8 protein-coding genes and 2 pseudogenes are annotated in these 21,511 nt (G+C 66.8%); 1 reads left to right on the forward strand and 9 read right to left on the reverse strand.

The genetic code is table 11. The features are described from left to right. Window positions 1–1,922: 1,922 nt before the first annotated feature. The 9 genes and pseudogenes from ACIG36_RS08990 to ACIG36_RS09030 all read right to left on the reverse strand — a co-directional run bounded on the left by ACIG36_RS08990 (window position 1,923) and on the right by ACIG36_RS09030 (window position 20,034). Window positions 1,923–7,451, reverse strand: a complete 5,529-nt coding sequence (locus tag ACIG36_RS08990) for a hypothetical protein (protein WP_399924371.1) — start codon at window positions 7,449–7,451, stop codon at window positions 1,923–1,925. A gap of 8 nt (window positions 7,452–7,459) precedes the next feature. Further along, window positions 7,460–9,154, reverse strand: coding sequence for a hypothetical protein (locus tag ACIG36_RS08995; protein ID WP_399924374.1), 1,695 nt, complete (start codon window positions 9,152–9,154; stop codon window positions 7,460–7,462). After that, window positions 9,154–13,380, reverse strand: coding sequence for a protein kinase (locus tag ACIG36_RS09000; protein WP_399924376.1), 4,227 nt, complete (start codon window positions 13,378–13,380; stop codon window positions 9,154–9,156). The genes ACIG36_RS08995 and ACIG36_RS09000 overlap by 1 nt, the downstream gene beginning before the upstream one ends. A 144-nt stretch (window positions 13,381–13,524) precedes the next feature. Further along, window positions 13,525–13,668, reverse strand: a complete 144-nt coding sequence (locus ACIG36_RS09005) for a hypothetical protein (protein WP_399924379.1) — start codon at window positions 13,666–13,668, stop codon at window positions 13,525–13,527. A gap of 227 nt (window positions 13,669–13,895) precedes the next feature. Next, window positions 13,896–15,341, reverse strand: coding sequence for a restriction endonuclease subunit S (locus ACIG36_RS09010; protein WP_399924382.1), 1,446 nt, complete (start codon window positions 15,339–15,341; stop codon window positions 13,896–13,898). Further along, the gene (locus ACIG36_RS09015) at window positions 15,338–17,608 is read right to left on the reverse strand and encodes a class I SAM-dependent DNA methyltransferase (RefSeq protein ID WP_399924385.1); all 2,271 of its coding nucleotides are present in this window, start codon (window positions 17,606–17,608) and stop codon (window positions 15,338–15,340) included. Before ACIG36_RS09015 ends, ACIG36_RS09010 begins: the two co-directional genes overlap by 4 nt. 529 nt (window positions 17,609–18,137) lie before the next feature. Continuing rightward, window positions 18,138–18,534: pseudogene (locus ACIG36_RS09020) on the reverse strand (DNA-binding protein); the annotation flags it as partial. Window positions 18,535–18,788: 254 nt separating this feature from the next. Continuing rightward, window positions 18,789–19,187: pseudogene (locus tag ACIG36_RS09025) on the reverse strand (ATP-binding protein); the annotation flags it as partial. 259 nt (window positions 19,188–19,446) lie between these two features. Beyond that, window positions 19,447–20,034 carry a SigE family RNA polymerase sigma factor gene (locus tag ACIG36_RS09030; protein ID WP_399924388.1) on the reverse strand — a complete coding sequence of 196 codons (588 nt, stop codon included), beginning with the start codon at window positions 20,032–20,034 and terminating at the stop codon, window positions 19,447–19,449. 445 nt (window positions 20,035–20,479) lie between these two features. Here ACIG36_RS09030 and ACIG36_RS09035 point away from each other — a divergent pair, with 445 nt between their 5' ends. Next, window positions 20,480–21,439 (forward strand): 3-oxoacyl-ACP synthase, encoded by a 960-nt coding sequence (locus ACIG36_RS09035; protein ID WP_399925381.1) that lies wholly within the window; start codon window positions 20,480–20,482, stop codon window positions 21,437–21,439. The last annotated feature ends 72 nt before the right edge of the window (window positions 21,440–21,511 follow it).

Here is a 21,511-nt window from a genome sequence, read left to right on the forward strand (position 1 = left end):
TGGGCGATCTCGGCGAGCTGGTCTTCGAGGGCGCGGCCGGGGGTGTCGGCCCATTCGCTCGCCCGGTGCGGTTGGCCGCCGCTGAGGACGAAGCGGAGCCGTTCGGACGGGGTGTACTCGAAGCGGGGGATCCTGATCCAGGAGTTCTTCTTGGCCTCGGCGAGTTCCTTCTCGGTGGCGACGTGCTCGGTCCGGTCCTGCTCCTGGAGAACGAGGAACCCTACAGTCTGGCCCTGTGCGGTGATGGTGAAGTGAGGAGTTGCTCTGCGGCGGCGATGAGACGGAGGTGCCGAGCCGGTCTGTCCTGCCGAACTGGAGTGTCCTTCGGTCTCGGTGGCGGTGATCAGCGCCTGGATGAGCCGGAGGGCACGTCCCTGGACGGGCTTGGTCAGGCCCAGCGGCTGGGGTTCGTTCTGCATGGCCTGGACCAGGGCGTGAGGCCGCGTGAGCCGAGAGGGAACGGGGACGGGTGCGAGGACGGCGAGGCGCCAGGCGGGGATGTCGACCAGTTTGATTTCGTACCCGCCACGGCACCAGCCCCCGTACAGCTCCTTCGTCTCCGGGATCCTTCCGGACCTGCGTGCCGCGGCGACGCGGGACGGCCACTTCTCCAAGTCCGGACCGCTGCCGCTCTTGACGATCCGGCCGCCGGCCTCCGCGAGCTCCTGCAACAGCTGCTCCGTGAACGTCACGCGAGGCTGTGATGGAGGGCTTGGCTTCCGCCCGGCGGCCGGGGCTTCGTGCGCTCGAGCGGATGGGGGTCGCGGAACAGCGGCCTGAGCCTTTCGCGGGCGAGACCCGCGGGGAGGGTACGTGCCGTGCGCCAGATAGTGCTGGCTGGCGCTCGTCAGGGCGACTCTCCACTGCCCGCCCTTCCGGGAGACCGTGACCAGGCCCCGGCTCTGCAGTGCCTGACAGGTGGTCTTGTGGGAGCTGGTCTTCCAAACGCCGGCAGGGCACCCGTCTTCCACCCACTGCAGCACTGAGAGTTGCCGCTTATTGACCTGCCGTTCCAATGGCCCGCCTTCGACTCGAGTCGACGTACGACGGCGGCATGCTGTCAGTTCCGTTCGTCAGTGGCGGGTGGTTCGAAACAATTCGCTCGAACGAGCGGGGGTGACGTGGACCGTGTCTATGTCCGCGCGGGCGGCGTCTTAACACGTCGTTCGAGTTCGGCTCGTGTCGGCTTCTTCAGCGGCGGGGGAGGTAGGAGTTCTGTTGCTTCTGGCGGCCCGCCACGCAGTCCGATGGGTTCGAAGGCCACGATCGTTTGGCGGTCTTCCTCGCACTCCGGGCGTCGCCTGCCGTATGACCCGGCGGAGAGGGGGTCGGTGTACGTGTGTGCGCCTCCGTCTCGATGATGTGGCCGCAGTACAGCCGGACACGCCACCGCATGATCTCGTGGTCGGCCTTCTTGAAAGACTGCATCAGCTTCGCGACGTTCTCGAACGCCTGGCGGCGACGCTCCGCCCTCGCTGGGCCTGCCCGGCATTTGGCGATGTCCTCCTTCACCTGAGGTCGAACTGACTCATCAACCTCCTCGATCTGCTTCTGGTGTCAACGACTCCTGAATTGTGGTTCTGGCACGGAATATGAGACGGAGCCAGTTCACGAGACGCCAACATCTGGCGGCGATAGTCTCCGCGGGTAAGGCCATGCTCCTCCAACGGAGCCCCGCTGCTCCGGTCCTGGGCTTCGCGCATGACAGCCAGCGTAGAAGGGGCGTCCACCAGCTTGCTGATTCTGCCCATGAGCGACCGCTGGGGGTGCGTACTGGCTCAGAGCAGCGTCAGATGTTCCGCGGGTCAGACACCGTCGTTGACCTTGTCGGAGTCGGAATCAGACCCGATTCCCGACACCTCATAACTTTTGGCGGTGCTCTAGTAGGAGAGAAACGGTCTCTGTTCCACTGGAGCACCTTCCTAACCGAGGGCGGTACGCGTCGCACCCCCATGGCGGGTGACGCGAGGACGGCAGTCGACCTTGACTGTCCCCCGAACGAATGCCTCATCTGTGGCTTTACCAGACCACACGTAGGCTTCACCCGGGCTGAGTGCTGCCAGCTTGCCCGGAGTAAGACCTGACAACGCTGCGTTGACCTTCTGCAGGTGTTTCAGCCAGGCAGGCGATGTGAACCTGTGCAGCACCATGTGGGTGGAGAGCTCGATGAGCTCGGACGGCACAGAGGGTGGATCCTGACTGGCGACGAGCACGGACATGCCTTTGTGTCGCATTTCGCGCACGCTGGAAACGAGTCCCGTCACCAAGTCACCACTGTCGGCGTACTTGTGCGCCTCGTCGAAGACGACCAGTTTGTTGAACGAGCGCCCTTGGTCGGTCGCCTCCGAGAACAGGTGCATCAGGACGACGAACAGGCTCAGCGCGTCACTTTTCTCGATGTCGTCCGAACGCAGGTCCACGATGATCAGACGCCCCGGACGCGCAAGATCCTTGATGCGCACCGAATCGTCGATGAAGTCGCCCGCGAGATCCAGTCGTTCCCGCGCCTTTCTCTTCAAGTGCTCATCGAGAGTCGACTCCTCGACCCCACCGCGGACTGCTTCCAGAGTCAGGTCGGAGCGGTTCGCCTTGATGATCCTGCCGATCTGGCGGATATAGCCGGATTGGTTACCGACAGCCCCCATGAGGAACTTCCAGTGAGCGATCTTCAGCTCGGAGGCGGCGAAGGCCAGAGGATGCACAAGGACCCCCGGATACCGGGCCTGGCGCTCCTCCACGTATTCCTCGGGAACGAGTAGCACGACATCTTCGAGGGCCGCGGGCTGCGCCCCGTACCGCCGATGCAGGGCTTCCCGCTGCCCCTCGTCGGTGTTGGCGTGGACCATGCTCAGAAACTCGGGCTCGTACTCCGAGGTCTCGCTGTAGTGAAAGACGATGCTCGCCAGCGGGCTCGCCAGGCGGTTGACTCCTGGCACCGGCAGACTCGCCATCTCCAGAACCGCACCCAGCGTGTAGCTCTTGCCGCCGCCTTGCACTCCGAACAGGCTGATCGCGTGGGTCTCGTTGAGGTCCAGGGCAACGGTGCGCCCTGCACTCAGACCAAGCAGGCCGAACTGCTGTGACGGCCGCGAAACGCCAAGGACGATGTCCGGATTCTCAGTCTCCGGACCCCTGGGTTTTTCGCTCTCCGGACCGGCTTCTTCGGTTGTGTCCTCCTCCAGCGTGGCCTCTTGTGATGATGGAGTGCCTGACTCCCGTACGTCGGCTTCTGTGCCAGAACTCACGGTGTGGTTAAGCCCCGCCGTAGTCTGCTCCATGAGTAGCAAGCTGGCAGCCAGTGCGGTCGTGGCCACGTCGTCGTGGGTTTCCGGCAGTTCGGGCACGTCCTCGTCTGGATCGTCGGACAGCGGAGCTGGTTCCTCCGGGATGTCCCTGGTACGCGCGCGGGGGCGTAGTTGGACCGTATCCCCGGCAGCGGCGGAATCGTCGGCTTCCCCATCAAAGGCTTCCAACCCCGGCAGCACCGGCTCGTTCTGCGCGGTGTCCTCCGCAGCCGTAAGATATTCCGTCTCTATGGCGTCCAGCAGCCGCACTGCACGATCCCGGCCGATGCGGTGGAACGCCACCCCCTCCTCCTGGTCGGTGTCGAGTCCTTCTTTGGACAGGTCGAACACGAGGCCGCTGCGCGTGAATTCGAGGCGGTAGCCGTGGTCAAGGCGTTCCAGAAGCCATCGCGCCTCGTCCATCGCCTGCTGGTCGAAGAGGCCGTAGCGTCCCGCACGAGAAAGGTACTGGTCCAGCATGGCCCGCAGTGCCACGTTCTGAAGCGGACGGTCGGCACGCCCATGGATCGGATCGAACCGCTGCGCCAGGACCCGCTCGGTGTTTCCGATCTGGCGGATGATCTGCTGCCGCTTGCTTTGGTAGGCGCCGACACCACCGCTGGTGTGGCACTTGACCTCCAGCAGCCGGCAGACGATGGTCCGCCGCTCGGCGTCGAGATCGAACAAGGCGAGGTCTGTGCGGTGCAGCCTGACTTCGGTGTCTCCCCCCGCCGCCCGGCTGCGCTCCTCGTCGTAGAGCTCTGGGTGGGTGTCGAGAGGGACAAGGATCTGGTTGCGCAGTGCCTTACGTGTCCCCAGGTAGAGACGTGCGAGGGCGAGGCCGAGGACTTCGGTGCGCTGGCTCTCACCGAGTGCCGCGAGCTTGAACACCAACCCGCCGGACAGCTCGCGCAGCTGATCGAAAAAGGTCCGGATGTGCCGTTCCGGGATGCCGAGAGCGCGGTCGGCGAGAACGGGTCCGAGGAGGGCGCGCATCTCGTCCAAGGAGCGTGAGGAGACGACGATCTGGTGTCCCAGTCCGCCATGGGACGTGGTGGTGTGGTCGATGACGTACTCGGAACGTCCGCGTCGGCCATGGTCGAAGTACTCGGCACCAAGGGTACGGTCCACGGTGACGACCCAGTCGCTCACCTGATGGACGTCGTGCAGAAGCGCCCGGTCGTCAGGGGTCAGGCGAACCGTGATCTGCGGCATCATGCCGGGCCGGCGTTCGCCCGCGCTGGCCGCGACCAGCGCGGCGGACAGCGCTCGGGGCAGAGCCGCGAGGAGGTCGGCCGTCGTCTCGGCCCCCGTCACCGGGTCAGTGACACCGTGCCGGGGCTGCCGGGCCCACTCGGCGTTCTCGTCGTCCTCCCGATACGCCGTGCTCATCTCCTGGACGAGGCCGTGAACGGCGACCCGCCCTGTGCTGTCCCGGCCGGGCGCGATGTCGTGGCTCTCACCTCCGAAAGGGTTGAATAGGAATGTGAGATGAGCGGGGAAGTCGTCCGCTGTCCTCAGCAGTTCCGTGGCATCGCGGATCACTACCGACAGCTTGGGTCGCAGGGGATCTCCAGGGGTCGCGAACGCTTCGGCGGCGGCCGAACGGGAGCCGCTCGCCGGAACCATCAGATCCGTCAGGGCGGAACCCGTCCAGGGATCGTCCGGCGAGGCAGCGAAGAGCCGCACCGTGTAGTGCAGATGGGACAGGTGGCGGCGCTCCTGAAGGGAGATCAACATGTCGGCAAGGAGTTCACCGTGGCCCGCGCCGAGCGCGTTGATCACCAGGCTGTCGACATAGGGATGGAGGCGGATGTACTTCTCCACCCGGTCAGCCAGTTCGTCACCGCTCACGCCTCCTGCCGCTGCCGCCGCATCGATGCCGAGGGCGCCCGCCACCCGTGCCAGTACTTCGCGGGGGTCGTCGGCTTCGCTGGGGAGGCATACCTGCCAGTAGTCAGTCAACGGGCTGCTGGCAAAGGCGAGTTCCCCGGAGTTCAGTGGGACGGCGAGCGGGTACCCCAGGGGGGCGAGTCGCTGCTCCAAGCTGTCCAGCCGTGCCTTGACCAGGCTGCCCGGGGCGTCTTGAAGCCTGTCGAGCCAGTGGTCGGCAAGCGCCGCCTGTCCGCTCCACCACAGCATGCGCAGGGGGTGGGTGGGTGAGACCAGGATCACGGTGCGTCGGCTGCCGTCGATGTCGTGGAGGCGGACCGTGAGGGTGTCAGTGCGAAGCAGTTGGTGCAGCGTGGCCCGGCGTCGGTCGGCGCCGCTGGCGCCTGGTCGGTCCAGGGCGCGCAGGCAGGCGGTGACAGCGGACAGATACGCCTCTCCGTACGCTTCCACGGCCTCCCGCAGTGTGCGAGGGTCCACGCCCTCCACTACCAGGATGTCTCCCGAGCCATCCGGAGAGTCGGGGACGGTGAAGCGGCCGAAGAGTTCCGCCCGCGCGAGGACGTAGTCGCGCAATGGGCTGTCGAATGGGGCCTCGGACGCGTCCTCAGTGGGCTCGGGCAGGCTGGGAACCCCGGCTGCGTCCACCTCGATCTCCGGCCCGCGCAGCGTGTGTGGTCGGCGTAGGATGCGCTGTTGTACTTCGGCGAGGATTCTCGGTACGTCGATGGTGACGAGTCCGGCCGGCCCGAACGAGGCTCGCAATGATCGGGTCTTGAGGCTGGTGTTCCGCGGCCCCCAGCCGACCTCGCGGCACTGGATGCGGCTGAGGGAACGGCCCTCGGCGAGGGCGGTGAAGCGCAGCCGGTTGATCGCCTGGGCGAGTCCAGGCGCGTGGTGGCCGCGCTGAGTGGGCGGTTCGTCGAACTCGCCGTCGGGAACGACGTAGAAGCGGTCGCTCTCGTGCGGCTTGCGGCCCACCGTCCGCCCGTCCGAGGCGAGGGGCATCGGGTCGTCGTTGCCGTCGAGGGGAGTCACCCGGACGAAGTGCCAGCCCTCCTCCCAGTCGGGGCTCCGGCGGCCCTTCTTGAGTTTGATGGCGGCCTTGAGCACCGACTTGGCCTTGGTGGTCACGGACACGGTCGCGGTCAGACCTGTGGGACTGGCAAGCGGGGCGCTGTCGTCGTCGTCCCCAGTCTCGGCGCAGATCTCGACCTTGAAGCGCTTGATCCCCGGGATATTACGCGGGTCGGGGTCTACGGAGAACGTGACGGGCAACGAGGAGAGCCCTCCGGGCAGCAGGTAGGGCTGGCCGAAGAGGCGTTCCAGGGCAGGGTGGTTGCGCTGGTCCTCGATGTTCTCACCGGCTTTGGGCAGCGCGGTCAGGTCGTCGACCTCGATCCGTACGGTCTGGTCGGCCGGGTCGTTCTCCTGGGGCCAGTGGTGGAAGGCGAGTGGCCAGTTCTCCGGGTCCGCAGCGATGGCTCGGCACCAGTGTCGAGGGTCGGACAGCCCCGTGGTCGCCGCGAAGTCGACGAGGCGGCGCAGGAAGCGCTGGTGCTCGGACGAGTTGCGGGGCAGACCGAGGGCTAGGATGCGCTGCCTGTCGGTGGCGGTGCCTTCGGTGAGCTTCTCGACGGTGCGCCGGTTGCGTTGAGTCTTGGTGACGACGAGGGAGGGGTCGGCGAAGAGCCTGAAGTCCGGTACGAGGCCGAGCAAATGGACAGCCGCGCCAGCCGCCTCCGGATGGTACCCGTTCTCTCTGAGGGTGAGCAGATACCGGGCCGCGGTGCGGTCACCGGTGTCCGACATCTCGGCCAGCAGCTGCTCGACACCCGCGCGCAGCGGATCGGGAACGTCCTTGAGTAGGTTTCGCTTGAGTCGTGTGTGTACTTCTCGGAGGGAGATCTCCTCGAAGGTGGCGATGGAGAAGGAGTCCTCCGCGCTGGCCTTGGTCCCAGGCGGTACGAACACCAGCAGCGGCGGCCGCAGCTGACCCTGTTCGTCGGGGTTACGCAGCTCGACGAGTTTAGTGCTGGTGATGAACCTGTCGTCGCTGGCCGCGGTGCTGACGGCGAGTACGTGCACTTGGGCATCGGGCACCGCCGCGCGCAAACCGAGAGTGAGGCGGACGGCGAGTTCGGCGTCGAGCCCCCCGACGCGCATGCAATGGCCTGGTTCGCGGGTACGCAGCAGGTCGGCGAGGCGCGGCAGCACGACGTGTTCGAGGGCCTGTCGCCAGTCGGTCTCGGTGATCTCCACCAGTCCGCTTGCCATGTCCGTGTCTACCTTCCGCCTGCCGTGACCGTGCCGTCTTCGGTGATCGTGAACCTCGGAGTGATCACCTGGGTGAGATATGCGTCCGAGAGGTCGTTGTAGAAGCCGATCTCACGCATCCGCGTAGTGAACGCCTCGGTGTTGGCCCGCAAGGCCGGCTCCTCGTCTAGACCCACTGGGCCGAAGCCGTCCCCGGTCGGCAACCGATCCACGTGCAGTCCGTAGCGGTTGCGCAGCAGGGCGAGGAACTCGTCGAGACGGAGGGAGACAGTGTGGTGCGTGTACGGGGATGAGCTGCCGCGGGGATTCAGACGCAGCAGCGCCACCTGTACCAGCACCTCGAGCAAGGCGCTGTCCAGTACGAAGCGACGGCGGCCACGGTGGGGTTGGGCGATGGCCGCGCCGGGCCTGCTCTTGAGCAGCAGGGCATCGATAGTGTCGACGATGTACTTGTGGTGGTAGCGGCCCCGGTAGGCCATCAGCAGCTCCAGGTAACGCTCGAAGGGGGCGAGCCCCATGGCTTCGTCGAGCAGGGGCCGGACCTCCTCGGGCTGTTCGCTCACCGGAGTGTCATCGAGGATCGAGGTGAGCCGGGCGCTGAAGAACTCGTCGCGCAGCCTGCCGTAGGCGTCGGTGCCGAACCGTAGCAGCTCGGGAACGGAGAAGTGGCCCCGTGCTGGCTTCGTCTCCTTGCCCTGGCCTACGAGGTGTTCGGCGAAGTCGTCCAGCTTGCGGACGGTGTAGGCAGCACGTACGAAGTCGGGGATGCGGCGCAGCCAGTGTTCCGTGCTGTGTTCGGCGAGTGCGGCGGCCGGAGTGCCAGGTACCCCAGCGACGTCGACGAAGAGCCCTACGCGGAAGGGGCATCCAGCGAGCGGATCGGATGCGTCTACGGCGACCGGGCAACGATCGTGCCCGCAGGCCGGGTCCGTCGCCGACCGTGCCACGGCCTGGGGCAGCAGTTTCATTGTCTTGAGCTGACCAAGGGCGAGGTGGAAGGCGAAAAGAATCTTCAGGTACTCGACCATGGTGATGCGGGGTAGCAGATCCTTGAGGGAGAGCAGCCGTACGACGTCGTCGGCAAGGAGGTCGGCCTGCCCCACGCACAACGGGGGTGCGGAGTACCATCCCTTGACACTGTGCGGACTGTCCGCTTTTACCTGGCTGTTGAGGTGAAGGACTGCCTGTGTCTCGACGTCGATGGAGGCTGCCTGGGCGGGCATGGAGCTGGTGGCGTCGAGCCCGGTGAAGAAGAACTTCCGGATCTGGTCCAGCGCGAGCGCTCCGTAGGGGCCGCGGGCGTGCCGCAGCATCTCGTACAGCTGGGCGTCGGCCCCGTAGGGGCGGGAATGATAATAGTTGCGGAACTTGTAGGTGAGGCCGTGCAGGGGACGCAGACCGGCGACCGCCTGTGTGGGTCTGCCGCGGTTGACCATGTCCAGGAGCTGGGTCTCGACCCACCGCCGGGACATGTCGGGATGGTCGGCGAAGCCCTGGAACCGGTCCGCGTGGCGGGGGTCAGTGAACTCGCCTGCGAACTCGCCGGCCGACAGGTCATTGCGCCGCACCATACGGCTGGTCAGACCCTTGTGGTTGAGGCGCATGAGGAAGCCGGTGAGCACCCGATCCATCTGCACCCGCTTGTACTCCAGGTAGGAGACACCAAAGTGCTTGAACTCGGTGTCCCGTCGGCGCAGTGCCATCAGAGTCCTCCTTCCATGTCCGGTCCGCGGCTGGGTTCGGGTGTTCCGGTCTCCGACAGCGCGGGGGCCAGGCGCAGGGCGCCGTCGGGCAGTCTGCTGAGCCGGTAGGGCGGAGATCCGGGCGAGTTGAGGAGCACCTCCTGGTAGGAGGTGGCGGCTAGCGCATTCTTGAAGACGGCGAGGGCGAGGTTCTGCCCCTGGCGGTCCTCCACACCGGGCTGATGGCCACGGTGCAGTCGGTCGAGCAACTCGTACAGGTCGAGGCGGACGGTCAGTTGGGCACGGTGGGCGCGCCCATCCTTCGGATGGTGGCGTACGACGAGTTCGCGGGGGCTCGTCTCCACGTACTGGGAGGACGGCTGTCTGGCAACGGCGATGGTGAAGCTGTCGGCCGGGAACAGCCGGTGGCTGCGCACGGTGCCGCCAGGTACGGCCCGCACCTGGAGTGCGAGTTCTCTGCCCTCTCTGCCGAGGGCGCGCGGCATGCCTTCTCCGCGGTTGACCGCCTCGATGAGGCGGGCGAGGTCCTCGGGGCCGGGCTGCCCGGTAGCCAGGAGACGCAGGAAGCGATCCGCCGCTTGGTAGGGGAGCAGGCTGGTCCAGCGGGTGTCGTCGAGGCTTTCGAAGTAGAAGCGGCGCCGGGCCGCGGCAAGGTAGGCGCGGTGTGCGGAGATCTGGGCGCGGTCGGCGAGGTGGGTGCGGGGCAGGGCGCGGAAGCTGTCGGTGAGCATCCGCTCGTCGAGGTCACCGCGCTGGTCGAATGAGACGAGGGTATGTCCGGCTGCGGGGCCCGTGTAGTCGAGACGCCGGTCCAGCTGTGGGTCGGGGACAGCCGCCACGTCGAGCTCACGCAGACGGCTCAGGAGCCGGTCGCCTTCGCCCGGACGGGGCTCACCAGTTGCCGTCTCACCCGTGTGGGTACCGGTCCAGCTGGTGAAGTACAGGCTATCGAGGATCTCCTGGGCCGCCTCGGTTCCGTCGCTCGCGTACAGCGAGTGGATCTGGCCACAGTCGCGGCCCGAGGTGAGGGTGTAGGCGAGGGCGGACCGCAGGTCGCGCAGCGTGATGTGGAGGCGGCCTCGCAGGTGCACCATGCGATAGAGGGTGGCGAGCCGTTCAGTGACCTGTGGTCCCGCGGTGGGGTGGGAGAAGGTCCGGGCGTTGTGAAGAGCGTAGCAGCGTGGGGCGAGCGTGCAGGAGCCGCAGGCCTCCCAGCGCCGTTCGTCGGTCAGGACGGCGACCATGCGATGCATGACCGACCCGGTGCCCTCGGGGTCGGCGAGGACATCACGGGCGTTCAGGTTGACGACGGCGATGCCATGCTCTCCGCGGCCTGTCGTCAGCCCTTCCCGGACGGTGGCCGCAAGCAGCGGATAGCGGTCCGCGTGCCGGGTGGTGAAATCCACGAGCCGGCCTTCGTTGACGGCGATAAGCCGGGTCTCGCCCTCGGGCCATGCCGCTGGATCCGTCCCCCGATAAGGGGCCAGAAAAGTGTCCAGGACGGTGTCGTTGTCAGTGTCGCCCTCGTCCTGGCTGCCGTCGTGGTTGGTGTGGAAGGAGCGGCCGTTGAGGGTGAAGTCGTCGCCATTGGCGCGTGGTTCCCCGAAGTCCGCGCCGCGGCGGCGCGCCTCGTCGGCGAGGTGCTCCAAGAAGGCCGTCTTGCCGTCTCCGGCATTTCCGGTGATGACCACGAGGCGGTGGTCGCCCTTGAGGACGTCCGGGCGTAGCCCGGAATCGAGGCGGGTCTCGACGTAGAGAGGGAAGGCGACGGGATCCAGCCCGCGGGTACCCGCGTTCGTACGGGCGCTCTGGCTGTAGAGGGTCTGCAGATGGCTGACGAAGGGATTACTTCCCACCGTGTCGCCGTCACTCGCCGTCGGCTGGGGCAGCGCCGCCGGGACGCGCGGCACGATCCGCACTTCATGTACAGCGGCGAGCGCGGCGCGGAACTCCTCGGCGTCGCGGTAGCGCTGGAAGCGACGCGGGGCGATGGCACGCAGCAGTACGGCGGTGAACTCGGGGTCGAGGTCGGCGAGGCCAGGCAGCCTCCGTGGGTCGAGCGGCTGCCCGCCGCGCGGTGGGTTCTCCCTGCCCTCCCACGGATAGTAACCAGTCAGCGCCTCGTAGGCGGAGATCCCGAGGGCGAAGAGATCGAGGTCGGTGAGTTCTTCTCTGCTGGGCCGCTTCAGGCCGGTGGCCTCGGGCGCCAGGTAGCGGGGGGAGCCGAGGGTGGGGGTGAGGGTGGAGTCGGACGACACGGCTGCGTTGAAGTCAAGGATGCGGGCGCCGTCGGCCGTCCACAGCAGGTTGCTGGGCTTGATGTCGCAGTGGAAGACGCCGTTGGCATGCAGATGGGCGAGGCCGGCCAGGCAGTCGTCGAGCAGCTTGCGTACGTCTGCCGGGCCGAGGGGGCGGGTCTGGTCGAGGATGCGTTGCAGGTCCTGCCCCTCGGCGAATTCCATGCGCAGATAGGGGAAGCGGCTCTTGGGCAGCCACTCGGCGTCGATGAGACGCACGAGGTTGGTATGCGGAGGGAGCTTGCGCAGGATGCGGTATTCGACCTTGAGGCGCTCCTCTACGGACTCATGGTCCTTGGTGATGATCTTCAGGACCTCATCGGTGTCGTCCAGGGTGTTGAACACCTGGTAGACGACACCGAACTGGCCCTGCCCCAGCCGGGCTCGGACCCGGAACTTCTCGGTGAGGCGGAAGCCTTCCGGCAGGTCGGCGTAACTGTGCGGGTTGTCCCAGTCGAAGGGATCCCCGGACTCCTCCCGCTCGGGCCGCCGGGCCCGGACACGGGAACGGCCCGCGTCGGCCAGCCCCAGCCTGCGGATAGCGTCGCGGGCGAGGGGCCGCTCGGCGGGGTCGGCGGACAGCAGCCCCCGGATGACCAACTTGAGCTCAGAGTCAAGCCGGTCGGCATCGTCGAGGCTGTCGAGCAGTATGCCGCCCCCTTCGAGTGAGGGCAGCTCGCCGGTGTAGAGCTCGTGGAAAAGTACCCCGGCCGCGTACAGGTCGGTGGCGGGCGAGAAGATGCCGGGCTGGCTGTGGCACTCGGGGGCGAGGTACGCCGGAGGCTGGCGGGTGTACGCCTCCATGCCGAGGGTGAGTTCGCGTGGGCGCGGCGGCCCCGGGTGGGCGTAGTCGAAGCCGGTGAGCATCGCGACGCCGTTGCGCCCGACCAGCACGGTGTCCGGGCTGAGGTATCGGTGCACTACCCTGTGGGCGTGCGCGACGGCGAGCCCGCTGAGCACCCCGTCGACGATGCGCCGCTTGGCGTCGGCGCCGAGCGCGCCCTGCCCCTTCGCGTCGAGCTTGACCCGCAGCGCGCCAGCGAGGACATCTTTCAGTACGACCGCGTATCCCTCCCCCTCATCCAGCGGGAAGGACGTGACACATGGGACGATGTTCGGGCAGGGCGGGAGCTTGTTGAGGGCCTGGATGGGGTTGCCGATACGCGCATATGCGGTGGACCGCTGACCGTCCGGCAGTAAAGGGTCGACTGCGTGCGCCTGGAGGATGTACGTCCCTGACTGCGGCTGATCCGCCAGCCGCACCCGGTACACGGAGACACGACGTGCCGGGCCATCGTCCTCGTCGGACGACTCGGTGGGGTCGGCCTCATAGAGGGTCTCCACGACCTCGTAGTGACCGAAACGCCGTTTACCAGACGGCGGGCGGGTCTCCGCCTGGAAGACACGGGCCAGGTCCGCGCGCAACGCCGAGAGATCTCCAGTGGGCCTGTTGCCGGGCGGCCGGTGGCGTTGGAGGAAGGGCACCAGGTCGTCGAGGTGGAGGGTGCTCGGCTCGTCGCGGCCGTCGGGATCGTGCAGCGTGGCACCGGGGTACGGCAGGATCACCAGCCCCTCGCACCATACGGACCCGAGCCGACCGCCCCCGTCCCGCGACCGCGCGAGCAGATCCGCGGCGACCCGCGCATGGTTGCGGATCTTGCGCGCCGGACTGGCGAACGGCGCCCCCTGCGGATACCAGCGCCCACCCCGTACCTCGACACGGCCGTGCACGCCCTTGGTGTCCGCGAGGTAGACGGCGTGGTCGGCGATGATGGCCAGGTCCACCTCAAACACCGGCCGCCCTGGCCCGTACGGCAGCTCAAAGTTGGCCACGACGATCCACTCGTTCGGCGCGTGCTGCCGCAAATGGCGCAGCACCATCCGCTCGGCCTCGTTGGCTGGCTCACCGATCGGAATGATCCGTGCCATCGCCGCGCTCCCCCGTTCCCACCGCCGCCCGCATACCTCCTCGCCTCACGAGTTCCGGTACGCGCGCGGCCATACGCCGTCATATGTGTCTCACATGTCACTGAACACTCTAGGGCGCCCCAGTGACAACGCCTCCAAAACCGGTCAACTGACGATCACGGCACCTCCCCTCTGCGGGGCATTGGCCACGGCGACCGGGGCGCGCAGCGCCGTGTCGCCGTCCGGCGGGCCGTCTCCCTCGACGCCGTCGGCGGCCGCCGGCTCCACGTCGCCGGGCGCGCGGCTCAATCCGTGCCGCCTCTGGGCGGGCGCAGCCATACGAGCCCGTCGAGGTGATCCGTGACGATGCCGCGCTGCTCACGGCGTGTGTCGTGGGCGAGTTGTCCGACGGGGAGACGGCTCGGCTCGCGGGCGGCGCGTGCGGCTTCAAGGACGGCTTGTTGTAAGGCGGATACGCGGAACGGGCCCTGAGGTGTTCCAGGGCCCGTTACGGAAGAAGCAATCTGCCTTTTGCCTCAGCTGGTCGCAGCGCCGGCATGCAGCGCCACGGCTTCCTCCAGTTTGGCGAGGGCCAAGTCCTCCTTGGCATCGGCTTCGTCGCGCCGCTTGTATGCCTTGAGGACGGTCTTGCTGATGCGGTCACGAACCGCCTTTGTCAGAGCAGGCACGGGAATCGCAGAGCACAGGTCGAGGTGAATGTCTTGCTGCTTCCCTCCTGTCGAGCAGGAGCGCAGCACCCTGAACAGCGCCTCGGAACGAAGGAGAGCGAACAGGTAGGCACCGGAGAAGTTCGAAGTTCCAGACCGAATCCGGAGGAAGTCCTCGGAGTAGGCGTGGCTGCTCCACTCACCCGTCACGAGGATGCTGCGGCCGTAAACCTCGTTGTCCCCAAGCGTTCCACGGGCGGCGACCAGCACCGTCTCGTCCGCCGCCAACACTTCTTCCGGCGTCCACGCCTTACTGATCCACCGCCCTTCTGGTCGCAGCCAGAAGGCCTGCCGCTGCCCGATGAGCCGATAGCTGAACGCATCTCCCGGCTCGCCGTCGACGCGCGAGAAGCGCACACCGCGGCTCAGCTGGCCCTCCCTGCAGACCTCCCCCAGCGTCACATGCTCCACCGAAGCCAACCGCTTCCAAATCTCCCCAGCCCTCGGTTGAAAGTTGAGCGCCCGCAAAGTCGTCGCCGAAAGTCCACGCCGCACGAACCCCAGATCCCGCCCCTGTTCATGCCACCGGAGGTCGAGCAAGTCCTCGAGTCCGGCCGTGCTGAACAGATCCTGGGTCGCCTCGGTGAGCCCCTTCTGAAAAAAGGCACGCAACTCGGCCGCTTCCTGAATGAGCTCGTGGATCTCCTTCTCTACCGCGTTACCGAAGCGCGGCACCGGAAGACCCTGAATATGGTGGGGCTCGATGTGCTTGACGGCCGACCCGTAGACCGTTCCCTTGACGAGAGCCTCGCCGAACCGGCTGACCAGAAAGGCGTACAGGTACCCGGACTTGATCCGGGCAGCATCGGGTACGACCTTCAGGACGTCCTGCGAGGACCAGAAGCCGGCCATGTCCGGGCGCGCGTACGAACGCCTCCCGGCGTTGAACCCCGAGCATGAGATCAGCGTCATGCCGGACTCGAGCTTGAGGTATGACAGGTTCGACGACTCGGCGTCGGCCTTCCTCAGCCTCGGCAGCGTGCCGAAGTCGGCGACCAGCATGTCTTTGCTGCCCACGAACGGCACGCTGTGTTCGGGGGTGGTGAGGTACACCCGCCGGAACTGCGGCCCGTTGTAGATGCCCCCAGCATGCCCCGTCGTGACTTCGCTCAACGGGTCCGTCTTCACAGTCAACTGTTCAAGCAGCCGCTGAGTCGCGAACGCCCCGGACAGGTAGGGCTTCGCGTCCAGCCGCAACCCCTGCCTGTCCAGCCACTTCCGCCTGGCCGGGTTGCCCGGCTCGGCGACCTTCACTCCTTCTCTCCCTTCTCCCAGGGGAGTTCGTTCCGGTGCTTGTCGAGGAACGCGTGGTACTCCGTGATAACGCTGGGCCGGTCGTGGCGCTCGCTCCGGTCCCGCAGGGACATCAGGTCGTTGTCGATGATGAAGTCACGCCGCTTGATCCGGCGTTCCACCGCGACGTTCTTGACGACGATCTCGTCCGTCTCCTCGTACTCCTGCACCAGGCGGTCGCCTCGCGCGTCGCGCACATGCAGCGGGTTGCCGCGCCGGTCGAAACCGACCTTCTCGGCGACGGCCATGAACACCGGGTAATCGAGCTCCCCGTGCAGCCGCTCCTCAAGCTTCTCCTGCTCGGTCTTCTTCCGCAGGAAGAGGAGGGTGGTGAGGATGTTGACGCCGGCACCCACCACGAAGATCTCGACGGGCAGCTCGACGCTCGCCATCACCCAGCACTCGTCGAGGATGTACTGCCGTACCGCCTCGTCGTCGGGGCCCGGGTTGGAGAGGATGCCGTTGGGCAGGACGATGCCGATGCGTCCGCCGGGCTTCACCCACTCGACTGCCTTCTGTACGAAGAGCCTCTCCGGGGCGACGGATGTGGCCGGCTTGCCGCGCTTGAGCGTGCCGTCCTCCTGGCGGGACCAGCCGTAGGCGATGCTCTGCTGCTTCTCCTCGCCCGACTCCTCCTCACGGAAAAGGTCCAGGACCGGCCCCGTGACAGGGATGTCGGTGCCGAAGGGCGGGTTGGTGAGCAGGATGTCGACCTCGCCCGGGGCGATGCGGTGCAGGTGCTTGAGAGCGGGCTCCACGCCGGGGAGGCTGCCCATTCGGGGGAAGCCGAGGGAGTCCAGCTGGAAGGTGTTGCCCGCGATGTCGGTCAGCATCATCACGCCGAACGCGGCGGCCCGGGTCAGGAAGGGGTCGAAGTCGGTGCCGTAGACGCGGTCCTTGGCGTACTTGCCGAGGTCGTCGCGGCGCTTGGTCTCGAACCGGGCCCGCTCCTGCACGGACAGCTTTTTCTCGTCCTTCGGCATCCACTCCCTGTGCAGCACGTGCAGCAGGGTCTCGCGAAGGAAGCCGCCGGTGCCGCAGCACGGATCGAAGACTGTCTGGTCCAGCTGAGGGTCGAGCATCTCGACCATGAGCCGCACCGCACCGTTCGGGGTGAAGTACTGGCCGCGGTCACCACGCAGGTTGTCGCCGACGAGTTCCTGGTAGGCGGTGCCGAGCGCGTCGAGGGAGGTGTCGTGGATGCTGTACGTGTACAGCTCGCTGGTGATGAAGGTGAGGGCGCCGTCGCCGAGGGTGAGCCGGTCGTACTCGTTGAACAGCTTCTCCTTGGCGTAGACGCCCTTGACCTCGTCGAAGAGTTCCTTTATCCGGGCAGCGACAGCGGGGCTGCCCGCGTCGTTCTTTGCCGCGTCGGCCAGGTCGTCGGAGTCGACATAGAAACGGGGCTCCCGCCCCTCCTCACGTACCAGACGCTCGTCGTAGAGCTTGGCGAACAGGACGTACAGGAACTGCCAGAAAGCGGCGTCCTTGGGTAGTCCCTCGTTGCCGTGGATGTAGTTGTGGCAGCGGCGGAAGGCGAACCGCAGCATCGCCTCATCCGCCCGGCGCATGGTGGCGAGCGAGGAGGCGTTGCCCTGGGCGTCGAAGAGCGTGGCGTCGCCGCGCGGCCAGTTCGCCATCGACCGGTACTCGTCTTCGAACCGCGAGGGGTCACGGCGGATGAAGTACAGGTCCTTGTCGTCCGTCCACAGCCCGAACAGGCAGTCGGGTCCGGCCGCGTGCATCAGGTCGGCCACCTCGTCGACCTGTTCCTTGGCGTGGGCGAACGTACGGATCTTGGAGACGGTGCGGCTGTCGTTGGGGCGCGGCTTGGTGACGACGATCCGTCGGATGTACTGCAGTTCCTTCGGCTGGCTGTGTTCGAAGATCGCGATGCTAGCGCGGCGCCGGGACTTGCGCCCTGTCTTCTTGTTCACGACAGGGATCGAGAAGTCGGCCACCATGTCGTCCGGGTCGATGCCGTACTGGCGGACAAGCGCTCTGGCGATATGCTGCCGCACCTTCTCGGCCTCGGTGAGCTTCACCACCTTCTCACCGGTGATGTAGTCGAAGACCTCGTCGTCCTGAAGTTTGCGCGGCCCGGCGTTCTCCCCGGAGACGGCCTCCCCGTTCACCGCCCCCTTCGCGGACTTCCCCCGCTTCTCGGAGGCCGCCGGCTTCCGCTCACCCTCCCCTGGAATGTCAAAGCCCAGCTGCTCCTCGGCCATCGCGATAACGCCCACCTTGTCCCATATTGCTACAATTTGCGCCACTGTCGTTATTTAGCGTCCCCCCAAGACTAGGGCAGCGTGGAACCGGTTCTTCTCCGGTCCACGCTGTCCATAGGGCGACTGTCTGGGTATCCAGGTACTTCGCGGATGCCGGCAGCGCGGTGCACCCGCCGTACGGCCTGGTCCGCCGCATCTGCGGGCTAGCGATGCGCAACGACCGCCGGATCCAGTGGGGGCTCCGGCGGCACCGTACGATCCGCGCGGTGGCGGGTATCGTAGGGTGTTTGGGATCGCGATCGCAGTCCGGGCGCGGGGGGATCGGAGGGGCGATGGCTGGCCTCAGGCGTCGACGTTGAGTTCCAACATCGAGGGCGGGCACTGTGTGTGAACGCATCCTAACGCTCAGGCTCTGGTCGAGCTCGCAGGGTGTGCCGATGTCGGCGAGACCGTGCCCGTGGGCTGCGCATTGAACCTTGGAGCGGCGGCGGAAGCCTGGCGCCTCAGAAAGAGGCGCGATGGCAGGTCGGACCTTCTCCGTCTTCATCCGGGGATGGCTCGCGATGGGCATGGTGATGTTCTCGTCGTCTGAGGTCAGGATCGTGACGTGCCCGGGCTGAGCGAGGGCGGTGGCGCAGAGCGTGGCATTGCTGGCGTACTTGTGGCCGTGCAGTCCTGCCGCGCGCCGCAGGGTAGCCGCTGACCGGGCGAGAGCTTAGGTGAACGGCTTGACCCGCAGCCGAGACAGTGGCCATTTCAGCGCGGCGTCATTTGATCCTTGGGTGGATCACCTCGACGACCACCCCGGCGGAGGTGGCGACGGGCAGATCGGCGTCGCGGGCGGCGGTGAGCCACTCGTGGACCTCACGGTTGCGCTGGACGGCCTTGGTAAGGCCCTCGCTGTCGAGGACGAGGGCGCCGCTCACGCGGCCGCCTCGGCGTCGGAAGAGGGGGCACTTCCGGTGAGCTTTGCCCGCTTGACGGCCACGGTCTCCGAACGGCGGGGCCGTTGACCTGGTCCAAGTCGGCGATCACCTTGTCCAGGTCGTCGCGCTTCTGGCGTTGCGCGGCTTTTCCAGGTACGCGGATACGCCGCGCTTGCCGGCCCGCTTGCGAAGGGCCTGCAGGGTGCCGGCGGCGAGGGAGATGGATATCCCGCTGCTGGGTCCGTCGCCGGGGAGCCCCGTACCTGCTCGATGGGGTTCAGGACGGGGGCCGGGTACGCGTCGATGCGGCACCGCAGCGGATCGTCGTCCTCCGGGTGGGCGCTGCTCCACTGCTTCAGTTCCACGACCACGTAGGACGGCCCACCAGTGGTCGGGTGGACACCGGCCAGTATCACGTCCGCGCGCTTGCTCGTCAGCGGCAGTCCGTATTCCAGTAGCACCTCGACATCCCCGAGCCCGGCTTCGACCAAGGCGTTGGTGAGCGCGGGGATGCTTCGCTCCCATGAGCGCTGCTCCGACGGCTGGGGCCGGTGGCCACACTTGTGCAGGAAGTTCTCGGTCAGGAGCTCCGCCAGCCGTCCTTCGAGGTGGGTGCGGTTGGCCAACGACGCCGCGGACTCACGGAACAGCAAGGAAATGCCCCCAGGCAGCACGAAGTAACTCGTGCGGGTGGGGGCATGTCCTTACGTTCCGGGAAAGCGGAGCGGAAGCCCGTCGGGCCGCTGAGATGGTCTTCGCCATCCTAGGGCAGGGCGTGGATCATGTAAGAGGAGTGTGGGTGTCGATGCCGCCAGGTAGCCGCCCTCGCCCCGCTGTCCGCGAGACCGATGCCCGGCTGCGCGCGTGATGGGTCGGCCCGTACCCGTCTGCCGGCCCGCACTCGTACGTTCCTTACCCGGCGGCGCAAGCCGCCCCGTACTCGGGCGAGTTGTGCCGCACCACATGGTTCTCCCCCCTCATCACCCGCGTCAGCTTCGTCATCCCCCGAGAGATGTGGGACTTGACCGCGCCCACCGAGATGCCCATGGTTTCGGCGATCTGGGATTCCTGGAGGTCCATCCAGTGGCGGAGGACCAGGGCCTGGTACTGGCGGGGTGGGAGGGTGCGGAGGGCCTGGACTACCGCGCGTTGGTCGTAGCGGAGGATTGCATGGTGTTCCGCCGAGTGGGCCGGCTCGTCCCATTGGGGGTCGGTGTAGCGGCGGGCCACGATCAGGTGGCGGAGTCTCATGCGGGCCAGGTTCTGGACCGTGGTGCGCAGGTAGCCCGCCGCGGCGTCTGCCGAGCGTAATCTGTCCCAGTTTTTGTAGAGTTGGCAGAATGCCTCCGCCACTACATCCTCCGCGTCCGCTTCCGCTCCCAGGCGGGCCGCCAGTTTGAGCATGCCCGGGTATTTCGTGACGAAGAGGTTGGCGATGGCATTCGATCGTTCAGAGTCGTGTGAATCCGGCGGAATTGGTACTGACGGTACTGGCGTCATGCGCTGGAGTCTTCTCTCGTCGTGCGCCCGCTTCCCCCGTGGAGCGGGCGACCGCGTGATCACGATGCCATGCCCGTGGCGCTTCCGGTTGTTCGTGCGGGATGCCGGTAAGTGACGTTGATCTCAGGCGTTAAGTCGAATTGGTCGCTCCGTTTCTTCCTTCGGTTCCCCCGCGTCGGAGCATGTTCCGTTGCGCGTGATGCAGGTCACTTTGGTTCGTGGCTCTTCGCGGTAAACCTCTCCACGTCCCCGCGCAACTAAGTGCTGTACGGCAAATCAGAGACGGAACGGCTTCCGGTTCGGGATTGGCTGGAAGCGCTGTATCGAGCGGTTGAATCCTCCGCTTCATACAGTTGCACGGGGGAGCACGATGAAAGTCGCACAGCCGCTTGTTGTGGAGTCGGTGGCCACCTGGTTACCGGAAGGTCGGGAAACGGTGTCCGAGATGGTGGACGCCGGACGGATAACCGTCGAGGAATCCCGGGACCTCGGTCTGACCGAGGTGCCGGTCGGTGATGTGCCGGCGCCCGACATGGCCGTCCTCGCCGCCGAGCGGGCGCTCGCCGCCGCCGGCCGCGATGCCGGTCCCGTCGGCCTGGTGGCGCATGCCTGGCTCTACCACCAGGGGCATGACTTCTGGTCGCCCGCCCACTACATCGCCGACCGGCTCGGAGCCCGCGCGGCGCTGCCGCTCGGCGTGCAGCAGATGTCCAACGGCGGCGCGGCCGCGCTGGGCGTCGCCGTGGACAAGCTCCTCGCCGATCCCCGGCTCCAGGCGGCGCTGGTGACCACCGCCGACCGCTTCACCCCGCCCGGATTCGACCGGTGGACGGCCGACTACGGGGTCGTCTACGGTGACGGCGGCACGGCCGCGCTCCTGCGGCGCCATTCCGCCGACGTCAAGGCCGGGCTGTTCGTACGGTCCCTCGCCTTCGTGACGGCCTCCGCCTACGAGGTCATGTACCGCGGCCGCGACGCCTTCAGCCCGGCGCCGCTCTGGCACGGCGGTCGCGTCGATGTGCGGCGACCCAAGAAGGCCTACCTCGAAACACACGGCGGGATTTCCGACTTCACCGAGTCCGCTCGGCAGTGCGTACGCGCCGTGCTGTTGCAGGCCCTGGTCGAAGCCGGCCTCGAACCCGGTGATTCGCGCATTCGCTGCGTCGCCCTGCCCCGGCTGAGCGACAGCGTTCTCGGCATGATGTATCTGCCCGTTCTCGACGGACTGGTGAACGGCGACATCGTGCGCGAACGCGAAAGCAGCGGACATCTCGGCGCCGGCGACATGCTGGCCAACCTCGCCCACATCTCCTCGGCCATCGGTCTCGAATCCGGCGAATTCGCCGTCGTGCTCGGCGGCGGTGGCGGATTCACCTGGTCGTGCCTCGTCGTCCAAGCCGTTTGACGAATTCGTTTGATAAATCCGTTTGATAAATCCGTTTGATTTCAGCCCGTCCACAGCTGCAACCCGTCGTAC

This window comes from Streptomyces sp. NPDC053048 (assembly GCF_044547045.1).
Taxonomy (GTDB): domain Bacteria; phylum Actinomycetota; class Actinomycetes; order Streptomycetales; family Streptomycetaceae; genus Streptomyces.

Bases quoted from the DNA above. Each gene is read 5' to 3' on its own strand.
- ACIG36_RS08995 (WP_399924374.1), bottom strand. From the start codon at position 9,154: ATGGCACTGCGCCGACGGGACACCGAGTTCAAGCACTTTGGTGTCTCC.
- ACIG36_RS09015 (WP_399924385.1), bottom strand. From the start codon at position 17,608: ATGGCCGAGGAGCAGCTGGGCTTTGACATTCCAGGGGAGGGTGAGCGG.
- ACIG36_RS09000 (WP_399924376.1), bottom strand. From the start codon at position 13,380: ATGGCACGGATCATTCCGATCGGTGAGCCAGCCAACGAGGCCGAGCGG.
- ACIG36_RS08990 (WP_399924371.1), bottom strand. From the start codon at position 7,451: ATGGCAAGCGGACTGGTGGAGATCACCGAGACCGACTGGCGACAGGCC.
- ACIG36_RS09035 (WP_399925381.1), top strand. From the start codon at position 20,480: ATGGTGGACGCCGGACGGATAACCGTCGAGGAATCCCGGGACCTCGGT.
- ACIG36_RS09030 (WP_399924388.1), bottom strand. From the start codon at position 20,034: ATGACGCCAGTACCGTCAGTACCAATTCCGCCGGATTCACACGACTCT.